The sequence below is a fragment of the Paenibacillus tabacirhizosphaerae genome, assembly GCF_040812395.1.
Classification (GTDB): Bacteria; Bacillota; Bacilli; order Paenibacillales; family NBRC-103111; genus Paenibacillus_E.
The window spans coordinates 140,353-156,808 of the sequence record NZ_JBFNXH010000007.1; the positions used below are offsets into that span (position 1 = coordinate 140,353).

General features: G+C 46.6%; 8 protein-coding genes. All 8 read right to left on the reverse strand.

Going from position 1 to position 16,456, the window contains the following annotated elements; genetic code table 11:
* Positions 1-505: 505 nt before the first annotated feature.
* The 8 genes from ABRS97_RS14865 to ABRS97_RS14900 all read right to left on the reverse strand — a co-directional run bounded on the left by ABRS97_RS14865 (position 506) and on the right by ABRS97_RS14900 (position 15,863).
* Positions 506-2,242, reverse strand: coding sequence for a hypothetical protein (locus tag ABRS97_RS14865; protein WP_367815038.1), 1,737 nt, complete (start codon positions 2,240-2,242; stop codon positions 506-508).
* A 14-nt stretch (positions 2,243-2,256) separates the two neighbouring features.
* The gene (locus ABRS97_RS14870; protein WP_367815036.1) at positions 2,257-5,352 is read right to left on the reverse strand and encodes an efflux RND transporter permease subunit; all 3,096 of its coding nucleotides are present in this window, start codon (positions 5,350-5,352) and stop codon (positions 2,257-2,259) included.
* Positions 5,353-5,396: 44 nt separating this feature from the next.
* Complete coding sequence (locus ABRS97_RS14875; RefSeq protein WP_367815034.1) at positions 5,397-6,698, reverse strand: efflux RND transporter periplasmic adaptor subunit; 1,302 nt, start codon at positions 6,696-6,698, stop codon at positions 5,397-5,399.
* Positions 6,699-7,104: 406 nt separating this feature from the next.
* Positions 7,105-8,646, reverse strand: a complete 1,542-nt coding sequence (gene gntK, locus ABRS97_RS14880; RefSeq protein ID WP_367815032.1) for a gluconokinase — start codon at positions 8,644-8,646, stop codon at positions 7,105-7,107.
* 42 nt (positions 8,647-8,688) lie between these two features.
* Positions 8,689-10,050 (reverse strand): GntP family permease, encoded by a 1,362-nt coding sequence (locus ABRS97_RS14885; RefSeq protein ID WP_367815030.1) that lies wholly within the window; start codon positions 10,048-10,050, stop codon positions 8,689-8,691.
* Between the two features lie 153 nt (positions 10,051-10,203).
* Positions 10,204-10,875 carry a GntR family transcriptional regulator gene (locus ABRS97_RS14890; protein ID WP_367815029.1) on the reverse strand — a complete coding sequence of 224 codons (672 nt, stop codon included), beginning with the start codon at positions 10,873-10,875 and terminating at the stop codon, positions 10,204-10,206.
* A gap of 104 nt (positions 10,876-10,979) precedes the next feature.
* The gene (gene gnd / locus ABRS97_RS14895; RefSeq protein WP_367815027.1) at positions 10,980-11,882 is read right to left on the reverse strand and encodes a phosphogluconate dehydrogenase (NAD(+)-dependent, decarboxylating); all 903 of its coding nucleotides are present in this window, start codon (positions 11,880-11,882) and stop codon (positions 10,980-10,982) included.
* Between the two features lie 372 nt (positions 11,883-12,254).
* Positions 12,255-15,863 carry an alpha-amylase family glycosyl hydrolase gene (locus ABRS97_RS14900; protein WP_367815025.1) on the reverse strand — a complete coding sequence of 1,203 codons (3,609 nt, stop codon included), beginning with the start codon at positions 15,861-15,863 and terminating at the stop codon, positions 12,255-12,257.
* Positions 15,864-16,456 lie beyond the last annotated feature (593 nt).

Consider the following 16,456-nt stretch of genomic DNA (forward strand, 5'->3'; position numbering starts at 1 on the left):
AATCCCTACGTCCAGATATGGGGAGGGAATTGGGTATGGTTCTAACCGCTATCGCTTTTCCACCTCATACCCATTCCCTTTTTTATTCTACTTTGTGCTGCCTTCTTCTTCTCTTTTAACTAACCTTTCTTCTGACCTGTCTTCCATCCGTTATTCCTACCCATGAACACCCCTGTAAGATTCCGGGCACATTTCGCCTCCGCAAGCTTCGCAAGAAAACGGAGGAGGTACTGCCGGGCCTCCAATTCCCATGCACAGCGATATGGACGGAACTAGGATGCCTTATTCCACGGTAACGCCCCTTTTCTCCCCCTGAAGCGGAACTAGGGTGCGTTAAATGAGCGAAAATGTGCCTACAACCCAGCATTCCCTGCTCATAACGCACGGTAGTTCCGCGAAACGTCCCTACAACCGAAAATACCGCCGCATAACGCACCTACGTTCCGCTCACCCACGCAAAAAGACGAAGCCTTCCCGAGATTTCTCTCAGAAAGGCTTGTATTTGCTATTTCAGCTCTGTGATCAATCGATTAACTTCACCGGCAGGAGTCAGAATGGTTTCATAGACTTTAACACTTACGTTATTTTGTATTTGATCTGTTGTCAGATGATTAAACGTTAAGGTCTGCTTACCGTTCACCAACCGTTCTGTGCCTGTGAAGGGAAAAGATTTCGACCCAAGGATACTGCCAGAAGGGTCGACCAATTCAAATTTCAACTTGGCGAAATTGTTGTCCACCAACACCTGCGGATCGCGAGTCAGATCCATAAATAATTGCAATTTGTAGGAGTAGCTCATCGCGAGCATCTGATCAGGGGTCGTTATTTGCGACAAGAAATAGTCTTTCACATTGACAGTGTACGGGTACAGGGAAATCTTATGTCTGTCCTCGTCACCTTGTGCCGTTACCTGATAAGAAGCAATTGCCGACTTGTATATGGGAGCCGAATCGCCGTTTGCGGCGCCGCTCAGCTTATGCTGCATGTTCATCGTAAATGTATCGCCGTTTTCCGAAAGAGGCAGTACATAAGCATAGCTGACAACCATAGATGTTCCCGGAGCAATCGACTTCTGCGTTTCGCTTTGTCTGGTCCCAGCGTAGTCATAACCGGATGGACTTGACAACTCGGTTAGAAATTCCGGCACAGGAAGCGGACTTAAGCCTTCGTTCGTCAACTTGAACTTGGCAACGGCGAGCTTGCTGCCTTGGTCTTCATTATTCGCAATATGCAGCTCTGTTAAGGCAACGCCCAAATCCTGATGGATGACGTTATTCCATTTGTCAAAAATAATCGGAGTACCATACTTGTAGCTGCTGACAGCTTGCTTCTCGCGAGAAAGACTAATGTTCAACTTGCCGATGCTAAAGCCGGATGCTTTCATCGCGCCGTTGGCGTCTGCTTGCGTGAAGCTCTCGGCTGTCAACACGTTCAGGCTGTCTAGCACGGTGTCCATCTCTGCATGAATAGCGAAATGCACATATTTGCTCTCGCCCGGTTCCAGGGATACAGAACCTGCTTCAACCTGCCTGCCTGCGTAAACCTTGGATTTTGCTTTCCCATCCAGTTCGAGAGCGGGAACAGTCTCGGACCGATCCGACGGATTCGTCACCAATAACTTCACGACGTAGACGTTTCCATCGCTCGAATTGGTTTTGTTGATGCTTATGGTTTGATATTGAAGAGGCGATTCCAGTGTTGGGATCGTGAATGATTCGCCCCACTTTTTCAGAAGCGCTGCTTCTTTGAACTCGGCAAGCTTCCCGTTCCATACGGTCGATCCGATGGCAGCCGTGAACAGCGTAGTCTCCCGCTTCGGATATGCGTCATAATTGACATCGATGAGCGAGAGTTCTGCCAAGCTTATCTCCGTTGGCCGATTGACGGTTAGCATGTAAGTCAGATCGACTTCGGAATCGGGCTGCACGCCGCGTGGATTGCCGCTGCTGGCTCGCAGCGTGTACACAATGCCGTCCAGCGTTTTCACTCTGAGCTCGTGATCGGGTATCCGGAGCGTTAAACCGCTCGTGTTGTTCACCCGGATTACCGCGCCAAGGCGGACGCCGCCAGTCGTTTTTTCATTAAAGACGCCTTTCACACTGACATGAAGATTGTCGTTAATGTCATAGATGGCGGCATTTGCCGGCAGCGCCGCTCCTTCCGCGAATGCGGGAATCCCCGATATGATCAGCGAGGAAGACAAGGCGAGAGCCATAACCGCTTGTTTGAATATCGTCTTCATGATTGAGTTCCTCCTCAGAAATTTGCTTCTGCAAGTCCCGCTGCATTCCGTTTGCGCTTGCGCTTATCTCTCCACTGGGCAAGCGGCAAATAGAAGGATGGGACGATAATCAGCGTAAGCAGTGTGGAGACTATGAGACCTGAAATAATGACCACTGCCATAGGTCGCCATAAGCTGCCTCCCATAATGGCCATGGGCAGCAAACCGCTAATCGCCGTAGCGGACGTCATCAGAATAGGACGAAGCCGCGCGCGCCCGGATTCGGCAATGGCGTCATACAGATCCATGCCGTTATGTCTGGCGTCTTCGATAAATTCGACCAGCACGATTCCGTTACGCACCACGATCCCCGCCAAACTGACAAAGCCCATGAGTGCCATGAACCCGATCGGAGCACCGGTTACGAATAAACCGATCAAAGCGCCCCCCATTGCCAGATAGACGGTCATCATCACCAGAAACGGAATCGATAAGGAATAGAATTGAATCGCGATAATGATGAAAATGAGGCACATAACGACAATCGAAAGCTTGCCAATTGAGGTGAATGCGTCATTGCGATCCGCATTCTCGCCGGCGAATTCAATGGTGTAGGCGTTTGGTTTTTGCAGTTCTTTGGCTTGATTTTGCAACTCCGTCACGATATCCGCGGGTAAACGTCCGTCCGTATAAGCTCTAACCGTAACTGTTCTGACCAGATTGTGATGCTGGACAGAGGTAATCATGCGGTTCGGTTGAAGGCTGATAAACTGTTTGATCGGATATAGCGCCCCGGATTGCGATGGAACGAGCAAATCTTCAACCGTTTGTATCGATGGCGTCTGGTTCGTCTCGCTGAAAAGTGTGACAGGAATGTTCTCGCTGCTCAACTGCAGCTTGGAAGCCTCGATGCCATCGGTTGCCAGCCGGGCTGTAGCGGACAAGTCCTTCTCGCTCACACCGTAATATCGCGCTTTTTCCTGATCGAGCTGAAGATCCATCGTGTAGGCTTCTGCGCCAACGCTGTCGGAGATGTTGGAAGTGCCCGGGATGCCTTTCAAAATCGTTTGGATCTGCTTCGAAAGAGTGGTTAATCCGCTCAATTCCGGGCCACTGATCCGAACGGCAATCGGTGCGCCGACAGGAGGCCCTTGCTCCAGCTCCCTAGGCAAAAGCTCGATGTCCGGATACATATTCTTCAGCTGCCCGCGCCAACTGGACACGAGATCGCCCGTATGGACCCGGGATTCGTCGACCTTCACGTATAACTGGCCGGTTCTGGTGCCGGTAGAGGCGGTTTCTGCGTAATAAAACTTCGGTGCGGTTCTCCCTGCATAAGCGGAAACGGATAGAACCCCATCCTGGTGCTCCGCCCAAGTCGATAAACTTTTCATCATATCGGCGTTTTGTTTAAAGCTGCTGCTCACGGGCATTTTCACGTCGAGTAAAAATTCGCTCCGTTCCGCGCTCGGAAAATACTGGACGCCAAGCAGCGGCAGAAGTCCATAGCTGGCGGTTCCGATGACAAGTCCGATCATACCGGTCAACAGCGGTTTTTTCAGCAAGCGTCGAATGAGCTTTTCGTAATATTCGCTAAGAAGCCATATCGGTTTTCCCAGAAGGCCGGGCAGCTTATTCTGTGTGCTGGCTCCCTTGCGAAGGCTGCGTTCACTGTTCCATTTACGGAAAATCGGAACAACGGTTAGCGACATAGCCATAGACGCCGCTAACGTCAAGCTGACAACAACAGGAATTGGACGGATAAAGTCCCCGATATTGCCTTTCAAGAAAAACAACGGAAAAAAAGCGGCCGCAGTGGCTATCGTAGCAGTAAGAATCGAAATCGCTACTTCTTGGCTTCCTTTCAGCGAAGCATCCTGAGGAGAGTCGCCCAGCGATAGCCTGCGTTCGATATTATCGTTAACGACAATCGCATCATCGACAAGAATCCCTAATACGATGACAAGCGCAACGATGGAAATTTGGTTCAAATCGATGGACGTCATGCCGATCGGCAGAAACCCGAGCGCGATGGAAACAGGGATCGCCAGTGCCACCATAATGGAAGTACCGAACGCGAGTCCCAAGATACAGACAATAAGAACGGCGACCATCCCAATCAGCATTTCCCGTGACAAATCGGCAAACAGCTTATCGACACTTTCCTTTTGTGTAAAAAGCGATTCCATCTTCACTTGAGCAGGCAGTTGAGCTTGTAATTCGGAAACCTTGGCGTCAATTTGATTTTGCAACGAAGGGATATTTTGGCCTTTTGCCGGATAAATGACGACATCTACGGCTGTCTTGCCGTTGTAGAATACTTGCTCCTCGATCTTTTTCGTGCCTATTTTGACCTGGGCGACATCCTGAATGGTTAGCGAATTGCCCTGTCCTGCTGGACGGTACACGACCGTATCCGCAATATCTTTGGCAGACTGCCACTCGCCCGTCAATTGCACGTAAGCTTCGCGATTATTGGCATTTACGTTCCCGATCGGGGTGCGGTCGTGAGCGCTTGTGAGCGCCTGCAAGACAAACGACCAAGGGAGCTGAAGGCTTTCGAGCTTCTCATTATTCAGAACGACCTTCACTTCCTGATCGGGAATACCGACGATCTCGACATCGCTCACGCCTGCAACTGCGCGCAGCTGGTCTTTCCAGACTTTAGATATTGGCCGCAAAGACTCCAGCTCTGAAGGATTATCCACGATCAAGTGGATGATTTGAGCCGCGGTCTTGGCCAGATCGTCGTTGATTTCGGGCTGATGCGCTTCCGAAGGCAGCTTGCTCTGCGCCGACTGCACCTTTTGCCTTAGCGTATCCCACGCCCGCTTATTGTCGTTCCCAGGCTCTAACTCCACAGTAATGAAGGACACGTTGGTGGATGAAGTCGAATCGATGTACTTGATATGCTCCATCTCGCGGATTTTCTCTTCCAACGGTTTAGTGACCAGCTGCTCGACCTTCTCCGGCGATGCTCCAGGATAAACCGTTTGGACCGTGGCCACGGAAACGGTAATTTCGGGATTTTCCCGCTGGCTTAAAGAAAAAAAGCTGAAGATACCTAACAGCACAAGGATGGCAAAGAATAATAGCGTGATTTTTTGATATTTCATCAGCTTGGCAATCAAGCGGACTCCTCCTCCTGTAAATCTATTCCGGTATGCAGTCCAAACTATTGGCTAGGCGCTACTTTTTCCATATTCTGAAGTTGATATTGACCGGAGACGATCAGTGTATCGCCTGCTTGCAGCCCTTCGACGATTTCAAGTATGGAATCTTTGCTGCGTCCGAGCTTAACCGTCCTCTTTTCCGCATGATCTCCATTTACGATAAATACGAAAGGTTCGCCGTCTTCGCGAACAATGCTGTCCGCCGGTACCGCGATGACTTGCTGTTGCCCGTTGTCGGCCAGTATCAGTTGAACGCGCATGCCTGTTTTCAGACGGCCATCTTCGTTGGCGGCTTCCAATTCCAGTGTGTACGTTTTCGTTTGACTGTTGGCTAAGTTGGCTAAGTAAGTAACTTTTCCTTGGAAAGTATCAGGTGAACCCGCTATGTTAAACGATACGCTTGATTTCCCTTGGACAAATGGCAAGTCTGCTTCCGTTACTTCAGCGCGGACTTTAATCGGCGTTTGCCGCTGTACGACACCGATTTTATGGCCGCGGGCGAGCGTCATCCCTTCCTCAATCGGCATTTCGGTCAAAACTCCAGCCGTTGGCGCTTTTACGTCATAGTAAGACAGATTTACGTCTGCATCCTGCAGATCGATCTGATTAGCTTGCAGTTGATATTGAATGGAAGAGAGCGGGTTGCTGCTTTTCAATGTACTAAGCTTTTGCTGTATAGTTTGGAGATTCCGCTGCAAATTGTTGACTTGTGATTCGATTTGCTCCTTTTGCTCTTTGGTCGCCAAACCGGTGTCATAATCGTTCAAAATCCGGTTATACTGCTTGGTCGTATCGTCCAAAGACTGCTTGGTTGCAGCCATATTATTCGTTAGCTCCAGAATACTATCGTTCAAATCCTGTTTAGCCTTAGATAACTGTTCTTCGAGACTGGCCTGGGCATACAGCAGCTTTTGCTTCTGACGCATCACATCTTTTTTATCAAGCTCAATAATGACATCGTCTTTTTGAACCGTTTCACCGCGCTTTTTCAGTACATTCAAGACATCGCCGTCCACCTTCAGGACGACATTCATCTCCAGCGAAGGAATGACATCGGCAGCAAGTTTTTTGGCGCCATCCCAAGCTTGCATGCTGACTTTAGCTGTTTTTACAGGTTTGACCATTTGCACCGAAGCTTGCCCTGTCGGCGTAGCAGATGCGAGCGGCTTCCCACTGGAGCAGCCTGCAAGTGCAATTGCCGTCGAGAGCAGAAGGACACCGGCTTTTAGTGAAATTAAGGTTCTTGGTGTCCCCAAAAAACCATTGTTTTTGTGACGGTTTGATCTATTTCTCCCACGCGCCATTTCTGAGCCTCCCAATCCAACATTTTCTATGTACATATTCAGTTATAGCAAAATAATGACTTATGGTCAACATTATTTTATACCGCAAGTCATTTATACTTTGTTTATGAATTATTAGTAATACTGACTGTTTATGATGTGATTTGCATGGAATTATAGTTGCAGAAATAATAAATTAATGTACTACAAGTCATTATTCATGCAGATTAAAGTTCCGAGCCAAATATCGGCAAATCGGGAACATAGTGGATTGCTTAATACGAGTCATCTTATCGAAGCAGAGGCGGGCGTTTTGTCGCAAAAAAAAGGAGACCCACAGCAATATGCTAAGGGCCTCCTGGAACTGAACTCATCTCATAATTGTAATGAACATAACGTTTAACTATGCTGTCCGTTCGTACTTATTTCAAAAAAGCTTTTGCTGAAAAGTTGCAATCGCCTCGTATTCCTCTTCCAGCTTGCGTGAAATTTGGATAAAAATCGGCAGCAGTTGATGATAGATCTCCGCATATTCCTTAATTGGTTTATGCTCATGAGTAGCACCTACCATCATGGAAACAACATTCAAAGAATCTATTTTTCCAATTGCATATAAGCCAAGCACTACAGCGCCGAGACATGAGCTTTCAAAGCTCTCAGGAACGACTACTTCCTGATCGAAAATATCCGACATCATCTGGCGCCATAAGGGCGAACGGGAGAATCCTCCCGTTGCCTGGATTTTTTTAGGCCGTCCAATCCGTTCCTCCATGGCTAACAGTACCGTATACAGGTTAAAAATGACCCCTTCCAGAACAGCGCGTATCATATGTTCCTTCCGATGGTGCATGTTCAAACCAAAAAACGACCCTCTAGCATTCGAATTCCACAACGGCGCGCGTTCACCGGTTAAATAGGGATGGAAAAGCAATCCATCTGAACCTGGTCTAACCTGAGCAGCGATTTGCATTAATAAATCATAGGGATCCATCCCTAGGCGCTTTGCTGTCTCTACTTCCGAAGCCGCAAGTTCATCCCTCGCCCATCGAAGCAACATACCGCCATTATTGACCGCCCCGCCAATAACCCAGTGCTTATCCGTTAATGCGTAGCAGAAAATTCTCCCTTTCGGGTCGGTCATCGGTTTATCGACGACTGTACGGATGGCACCGCTCGTACCGATCGTCGCCGCGACAACGCCCGGTTCGATCGCATTAACACCAAGATTGGAGAGAACCCCGTCACTGGCTCCTACAATAAATGGCGTCGATGCCGCAAGTCCCATTTCTTCTGCAAAGACGGCATTCATCCCCTCCAGCGCATAAGTAGTGGGTACAAGTGTAGAAAGCTGGTTTCTCGTCACCCCTGCGATCTCCAGAGCTTCTTCGTCCCAATCCAGCTTTTCTAGATTCATCATACCGGTCGCTGACGCGATGGAATAATCCACCACATATTCGCCAAACAGTTTGGCGAATACATATTCTTTTATCGAGATAAATTTGCTTGCCTTTTGAAACAGATACTCATTATCATGACGAAGCCACATTAGTTTAGGCAGCGGAGACATAGGATGGATGGGTGTCCCTGTGCGCAAATAGATCTCATGCCCGTTCATGTCCCGCTTCAAGCGTTCCGCCCAGGCAGCACTCCGGTTATCCCCCCAAGTGATGCATCGCGTAAGGGGTTTGCCCTCCGCATCTACAACAATGACACTGTGCATGGCCGAGCTAAATGAAACGAACATCACTTGTTCGGGCCTAATTCCGCTTTGAACCATAACATTCTTCAGCGTATGAACAACGGCGCGAAATATTTGTTCAGGATCCTGTTCAGCCACAGACGAAGATGGTGTATATAAAGGGTATCCCTCGTCTGATTTGGTCACAACCTTTCCGTTTTCTTCGAACAGAACGGCTTTCGTACTCGTTGTTCCAATATCAACGCCAATCATATACATAAGTTGACTCAATGAAAGAACCTTCTTTCCTGATGAATTGCTGAATAGGCCCCTTTAGACCACGGTACTGAGGAGCAGAATGAAAATCAATCCTATAACAGATAGAATTGTTTCCATAACCGTCCAAGATTTCAACGTTTGCGGAACGGTCATATTGAAAAATTCCTTTACCATCCAGAACCCGGCGTCATTCACGTGGGACAGCACAAGCGAACCCGCACCTGTTGCCAGAACCACAAGCTCGATATTCGCATTTGGATTTTGCACAAGGACAGGGGCAACTATTCCCGCGGCCGTTGTCATGGCAACCGTGGCCGAACCCGTTGCTACACGAATTAATGCAGCTACGAACCACGCGAAGAAAATAATGTTCACATGAGCCTGCGTAGCAATCGCGGCAATCGCTCCGCCAACTCCGCTGTTGATCAATACTTGCTTAAAGGCTCCGCCTCCCCCGATAATCAAGATAATCGTAGCTGTCGGCGCCAAGCATTCGCTTGCAAAACGGGACACATCTTCTTTCTTGAAACCTCTCGCAAAACCAAGAGAAAAGAAGGAGAATACAACTGCAATCAAAAGAGCAATGATTTCGTGTCCGATAAATTCACAAAACTGCGTGAGGCTGCTCGTCGCTTTCGGATCGATAATATTGGCAATCGAGCCAATTAACATTAAAATAACGGGCAGCAAAATCGTAAACAAAGTAATTCCGAATCCCGGAAGATTACGATTCTCCTTCGATGCGAACTGCTCGGCCAAATTCGCTGGCGGTTCAACCAGTATGCGTTTTCCGATAAATTTACCGAATAAAGGGCCTGCAAGGATGGCTGTCGGCAGTCCGATAATGATCGAGTACAGAATCGTTTTGCCAAGATCAGCTTTATAGGCATCGATTGCAATCATGGGCGCCGGATGTGGAGGAACGAGTCCATGCACAGTGGAAAGGCCGGCTAGAACGGGAATACCAATTTGCAAAAGCGACATTTTCGTTTTGCGGGCTACGATAAACACTATTGGGATCAATAGGATAACGCCAACTTCGAAAAAAACAGGTATCCCTACGATAAAGCCAACGATCATCATGGCCCAATGAACCCGCTTCTCACCGAACTTCTCGACTAGCGTTGTAGCGATCCGCTCAGCTCCTCCAGATTCCGCCATCATTTTCCCCAGCATCGTGCCAAGACCGATAACAATGGCAATCGTTCCTAATGTACCGCCTAGTCCGCCCGTTACTGCTTTAATTACATCGGCAGGTTTCATGCCTGCAAGAAACCCTAACAGCAAAGAAGAAATCAGCAGTGTGACAAAGGGATTCCATTTGTACTTGGCGATAAGCACAACCAGAAATACAATGGAAATCAACGCCCAAATGATTAATGTTACATTATGACTGAATCCGAAGATACTGCTCATGATAACCTCCTGATTTTATCTAGATCTAAATAGTATTTCCTTCCAACAGCTTTCTCATGATATAACGCTTTCAATTCATTCTTTTTTCAATTTGTATACTTGTCGACAAGATTGTGCGCGCGCTTCAAGCGCATGATCTCTTTAGCACATCCTTCAAGTTATACTGCTATGAAGCGTTTTATTGGAGTCTGCGAAATACTCCTGGACAACTTTTTGAATGATCGTTACATCCTTGGACTCTAATGCATTTACGATCATTCGGTGCTTTTCAATAACTGCAATCAGCTTATTTTCACCTTCAGAAAATATTTCATCCGTAGTAATTAACATCACGGTCAGGACAATATGACGAATGCTTTTCCATAAATGCATGATCCTTGTGTGCTTGGCTTCAATAATCATAGCTTCATGAAAGCGAAAGTCCAGATGGGAAAATTCTACGCAATCATTGTATTTTATCGCTAATTCCATTTTATCGATAATTTGATACAGATTTGCAAGTAACTGCTCGTGGTTACCGCTGGCCAAGCGCTGCTGGGCGAAGCTTTCGATCAAATAGCGGACATCATACAACTCCTCTAGATCTTCCATGCTTAATCCAAGAACAACCGCTCCCATCCGCTCCAGACGGATAAGCCCTTCATTTGACAACGTTTTCAACGCTTCCCTAACCGGGGATCTGCTAGTGCCAAAATCAGAGGCAATCCGATTCTCCGATATGATCTCACCCGGCCCGATCGTACCTTTAATAATTTGCAGTCTTAATCCACAAGCAATCGACTCCCCAAGGGAGACGCCCTGCAACCAAACAGATGGATAACGCATGACTACTCAACTCTCCTATATAAATCAATTTCGGGTTATTAAAAAAGATAGTTAATATCGATTTTAACACATATTCGCCGAACGATTCTATGAAGAGAACATTTTCATCCATTATTCCTTACAACAGCGTGACCGCCAAATTCATTGCGTAAAGCAGCGACTACTTTGCCATGGAACGTATCGGTTTCAAGCGAGCGGTATCTCATCAACAGGGACAACGCAATGACTGGTGTGCTGGCTTCCAAATCAAGCGCTGTTTCAACCGTCCATTTCCCTTCGCCTGAGCTCTTCATAACACCGCGGATTCCGTCCAAATTAGGGTCCTTTGAAAAAGCCTTCTCTGTTAGCTCCATCAACCAGCTGCGAATAACGGAACCATTCGACCAGACGCGGGCAACATCTTCATAGTTATATTCGAAATCGCTTTTTGACAACAGTTCAAATCCTTCAGCGATGGACTGCATCATTCCATATTCAATACCATTATGAATCATTTTCAGAAAATGACCGCTACCGTTCTTCCCAGCGTACAAATAGCCTTTGTCAACCGCAATTGCTTGGAATAAAGGCTCAATGGTTGTGAACGTTTCTTTATCCCCGCCAATCATAAAACAGCCTCCGTGTGCCGCGCCTTCAGTACCTCCCGATGTGCCAGCGTCGAAAAACCGGATGCCATGCGCGTTCAACTTCTCCGCGCGAGCAAGAGATTCTTTATAGTGGGAGTTCCCGCCATCGATAATGATATCGCCCTGTTCCAGCATAGGAACCAATGTCTCGATCACATGGTCCACAATTTTCCCTGCCGGGACCATGATCCAGACGATTCGTGGAGATTGTAATTTTGAAATCACTTCATCTATCGATGCAGCGAATTCTGCACCTAGCCCTGCCAATTTCTTTCCGGGTTCAGGGTTCACATCGTGAACGACAACCTGATGCTGATGCAGAAGCAAATTTTGCACCAGATTATAACCCATTTTACCAAGTCCTATCATGCCTAATTTCATATGTACCACCTCTTAGAGTCTACAAGTATACTTGTATACAAGTTGTTATTTAATTTTACTGCTTCCTATGAAATCTGTAAATATAAAAATTGTTGCACAGAAAAACTTTCCATCCGCATAAGAAAATCATGTGCGAAAACCCAGTATGTCCTGCTCATAACGAACGGTAGTTCCGCGAAATGTCCCTACAACCGAAAATACCGCCACTTAGTGCATCTACGTTCCACTCTCCCGTTCAAAAAGATGATCTCGCGCAATCGAAGCGGTATTTCCAATACTCCAAACCGCAATCTGGCTATGAAAAAAGAGGGCTCGAAAGCCCTCTCTTTTCGTCTCTTCAGGTTGTAATAAGTAAATGGATGATTGGAGCTTTTATTTAAGATAAGTACCTGAATCTCCAATTTTACCCGTTCCATTCAGTACATACACTCTTGCATTTCCTTTGCCGGAGCAATTCAGAGTGATGGTGCCGTTTGTAACCGTTTTGGTATCGCCAGTGACCGCATCGACGTAGGTTCCGCTCGGAATTCCTGTAAATGTCGCATCTCCCGAAATCGTCACCAGCACAAAGCTGTCAATGCCTTTGGCCGTATCCGTAAATCTTCTCTTGAACGCCAAATCGCCTGATACATTCTCCGTCGAGTACTGGCCTTTTTGAAGTGCTGGGATGGCTCTTCTCATCAAGTTAAGCTTTCTGATATGCTGCGCCAGAGGATATTGGAGCGATTCCGCAAGCGTGCCTGTAGCATTCGTATATTTACCGTAGTCTTGTACCGTTACGCTGCCTTCGATGTGATCGCCATAATAGGCTCGGCCTGTTGTGCTAAGCGGAGCATTCGGACCCACATCAATGACTTTGCCTTTTTGGAATTCAATTTCACTGCCATAGAAAATAGTCGGTATGCCTCGGAAAGTAAACATGAGATCCAAATTTTCCGCCCATGTGTCTTGAGTTCCGGCGAATCTTTGATTTTCCGGAGCTTGGTCAGGGGCATAGTCATGGGAATCGACGTACGTTACATTCCATGTCGCATCATTATAGAACTGGTCGCCGCTTTTCATACTAAATGCTTCGCGAGCTGACTTAAATGCCCAGTGCATCGGGAAATCGATTACATCCATGCCCGATTTCTTCGAGTAGTCCGGAGTATGATAGTTGTTGCCAATTAAGAAAGCATTGTTCGATGTAGGCTGTCCTGCTGTAGTTGAGTTGTCAGCCCATTGTTGTTCAACGGACGCCTTGTTGGAAGCGTAATCATCTTTACCGTCGCCTGGATAGGATTTCGATTCTTTCCAAGTAAAGAATGGCGTCGAAATAGCCGGAATGCCACTGTTCCAAACATCTCTATATCTGGTGGCCACTTCGCCAAACATAAAGAAGTTCTCACCGCCTCTTGCTTTCCAAGCAGGCAGGAAATATTTATTGAAATCATACCTGGCAACATGTTTCACCGTATCGAGGCGGAAAGCGTCAACACCCATATCAATATATTTATTGTAGGTGTCAGTCAAATAATGGGCAACTCTAGGCTCTTCCGTATTCAAGTCCACGGCGTCGCCTGCAATTTGTCCTGTTTGTACGGTATAGCTTTCCCAAGAAAGACTTTTCTCGGTATGATAAATGTTGTTATTTATGCCATCTGTCTTCATTAAAGCGAGTCTTGCCTGGTACTGCTGATCAGGTGTCATGGAATCATAGTTTGCCGGCAGCTTATCTGTAATTTTGAGCATGTTGTTGGCTGTGTCCGGTTTAGTCGGGTCTTTCTTAAACATAGGAAGCAGATTCTCTTCACCGAAATTGCCGGTATGATTGACGACGACATCCTGAATAATCTTCAATCCTTTGGCATGAGCCGCATTAATCAAATCTTGATAAGATGCTCCCGCAGATTCATACCGTGGGTCTACTTTGCTAAAATTAATCGCATGGTAGCCATGATAATCGTATCCGCTGGCATTTTGCACAACAGGTGTAATCCAAATGGCACTGAAGCCAAGGGCTTTGATGTAATCAAGCTTTTGAATCAATCCCTTGAAGTCCCCTCGCCATGCAGGGTCTGAATCCGGATTTTTTGCCTTAGCATCATCCCAATCATGCACATTGTTACTTGTGTCTCCGTCATAGAAGCGGGAAGTAATAAGGAAGTAAATCGTGTCTTCGCGGAAATCGCCGCCGCCTTTTCCAATATTATAAATGAAGCTCTGAGTTGTCTGATTCCCTGCGCCGTCAACAACCAGGAATTTCAAAGTCGTTGTCTTGGAAATCAGAATGGATGGTCCTGTCAAGCCAGCAGATGCATTACCGGAGATATAGGTTTGAGAACTTTGTGTTGGCTCCGTGCCATCTGTTGTATAGTAAGCTTTTGTAGTTGCCGGTTTGTTATCTTTCACGTTAAAGGATACAGTAACCGCAGTTTCCGAACGCCCAACCGGCAAATTCGGTGTGATGCTAGGAGGCTGAATATCGGCATTCGGGTCAATGACATAAGCGAAGGAGCTTACATTTCCTTCTTGACCGGCTGAATTAACCCCAAATGCTTTGATGGTCACAGATGAAGTGACTTGGATCCCGGAAGTATATAATGTCGATGATGCCGTAGGTGTCGAGCCGTCCGTTGTATAGTAAATCTTATCCCCGGTGTTGTTGCTGGATAGCGTCACCGTTTGGGCAGAGTCGTAGATTTTCGGCTCAGGTGAGACTGAAATAACCGGAATCTTAGGACTCTCTGGATTTACATCGTACCAGACGTTATCGGTGAAATACCAGCCTTCTTTCGTGCTGCGGGACAAATCGCCCGTTTGTTTGCCGTTGCTGTCATTAAAAATCAAGCTCGTGCTTGTTGCACCGGTAATTGTATAGCTGTACCAGTCGTTGCCGTCTGACTTCATCAGAATTCCCGGCCATGCGCCGCTATTTGCAACTGTTGTCGGAACCAAGTTCCAATAGTGGATTTTGATCGCTGAATTCCAGTTTGAAGGTTTCTTGACGTGGACCGTTAATCCGGTTGGCGTCGGTGTTGGTGTTACCGTTGGTGTAGGCGTTACTGTCGGTGTAGGTGTTACCGTTGGTGTAGGTGTTACCGTTGGTGTAGGTGTTACTGTTGGTGTAGGCGTTACTGTTGGTGTAGGTGTTACCGTTGGTGTAGGTGTTACTGTTGGTGTAGGTGTTACCGTTGGTGTAGGTGTTACCGTTGGTGTAGGCGTTACCGTCGGTGTAGGCGTTACCGTCGGTGTAGGTGTTACTGTTGGTGTAGGCGTTGCACCCGGTAAGACTGTCAAATAGTCGATATTGATATTCCCGCTGTCCCCTGAATCATATTTGTATGCAATGGTATTGTTCCCGGCATTTAATGAAAGGGATTCAGTTTGGTCCGCCCATGTATCCCAATTCGCCAAGTTGGGTAGTGTCGTCCTTTTTACCGTTGATCCGTTGACTATAATGGAAACCTGTTTTGCGCTTCCAGTCGCATTGGCATAGTGAAGTGTTGCATTATAACTGCCTGCAGAAGAAGCCTGAACGGTAAAAGTCGTTGTTGCGCCGGCAATTTCGTATCCTGCAATAAAGCCAGTTCCGGTATATCCTCTGTGATCGGAATTTAGCTTCGCACCACCGGACAATGCAGCATTTTCAGCCTCGTATTTGCCATTGGTTGGAACAACGATTGTCCAGTTTTTACCGTTGTTATTATCCCATTTATCCGTCGGGGCCGTAATGTGATAACAATAGGTTAAAGTGGCACCCTCCGGTACACTGACATTTGCGGTGAACGTGGTCCCGTTCTTTGTCATTGCCGTGTCCACAATACCATTCCAGTTATTTGTGGTCCAATGCAGGGTAACAGATGTCGCTGTCGCATTCTCATACGTGACTGTATAGTTCGTATTACTGGCCAATGCCCCACCTGTCAAACTAAACAAGCTCAAACAAATTGATAAAAGGAGCATTAAAACAACAAGTTTCCTAGATTTACTTCCTTTCAAGTAAACAACCTCCTGATTTAATATTTTTACTGAAGTCAATAAGCAATACCCGAAGAAATCTACAATTGAAGCTGCCAAAAAGCAAGGTGCAAGCGTTTGCACAAATATCATCAAGAAGTCTTCAATGATAAATCTGCAGTTTGAGAAAGCAAATACTAAATCGAATGTGTTACATAAGGCTTTATCAACGAGGCTCTGTTTTAATTGTGTCTTTCAGGACTTGATGTCGCTGATTCGTTCGCTCACCGCCCTTCATAAGTTGATCCATACGCTCACCTCCCTTCATAAATTAGTTTCAAACATAAATAATTAAATCTGTTGGGCTCGCCTCGAGTTGTTGTATACGCTTACAAGTACGAGCAATAACTTTTGCAATTTGATTAGTTAAAGTTTGCTGTGCACGTACACAATTTGTGCAAATGTTTGCACTTTACTATAGCGATTATTAAGGAATGTCGAAGCTGTTGGCAGTACGTATGTAGAATCGTTTCGCAATCATTATCTCAATGTCTGTGTTCATCGTCAATAGTACCATCCACCTAATAATCAAAAATATGTAAAACCCTATGTTTTATTTTGTTTTGATGTGAATA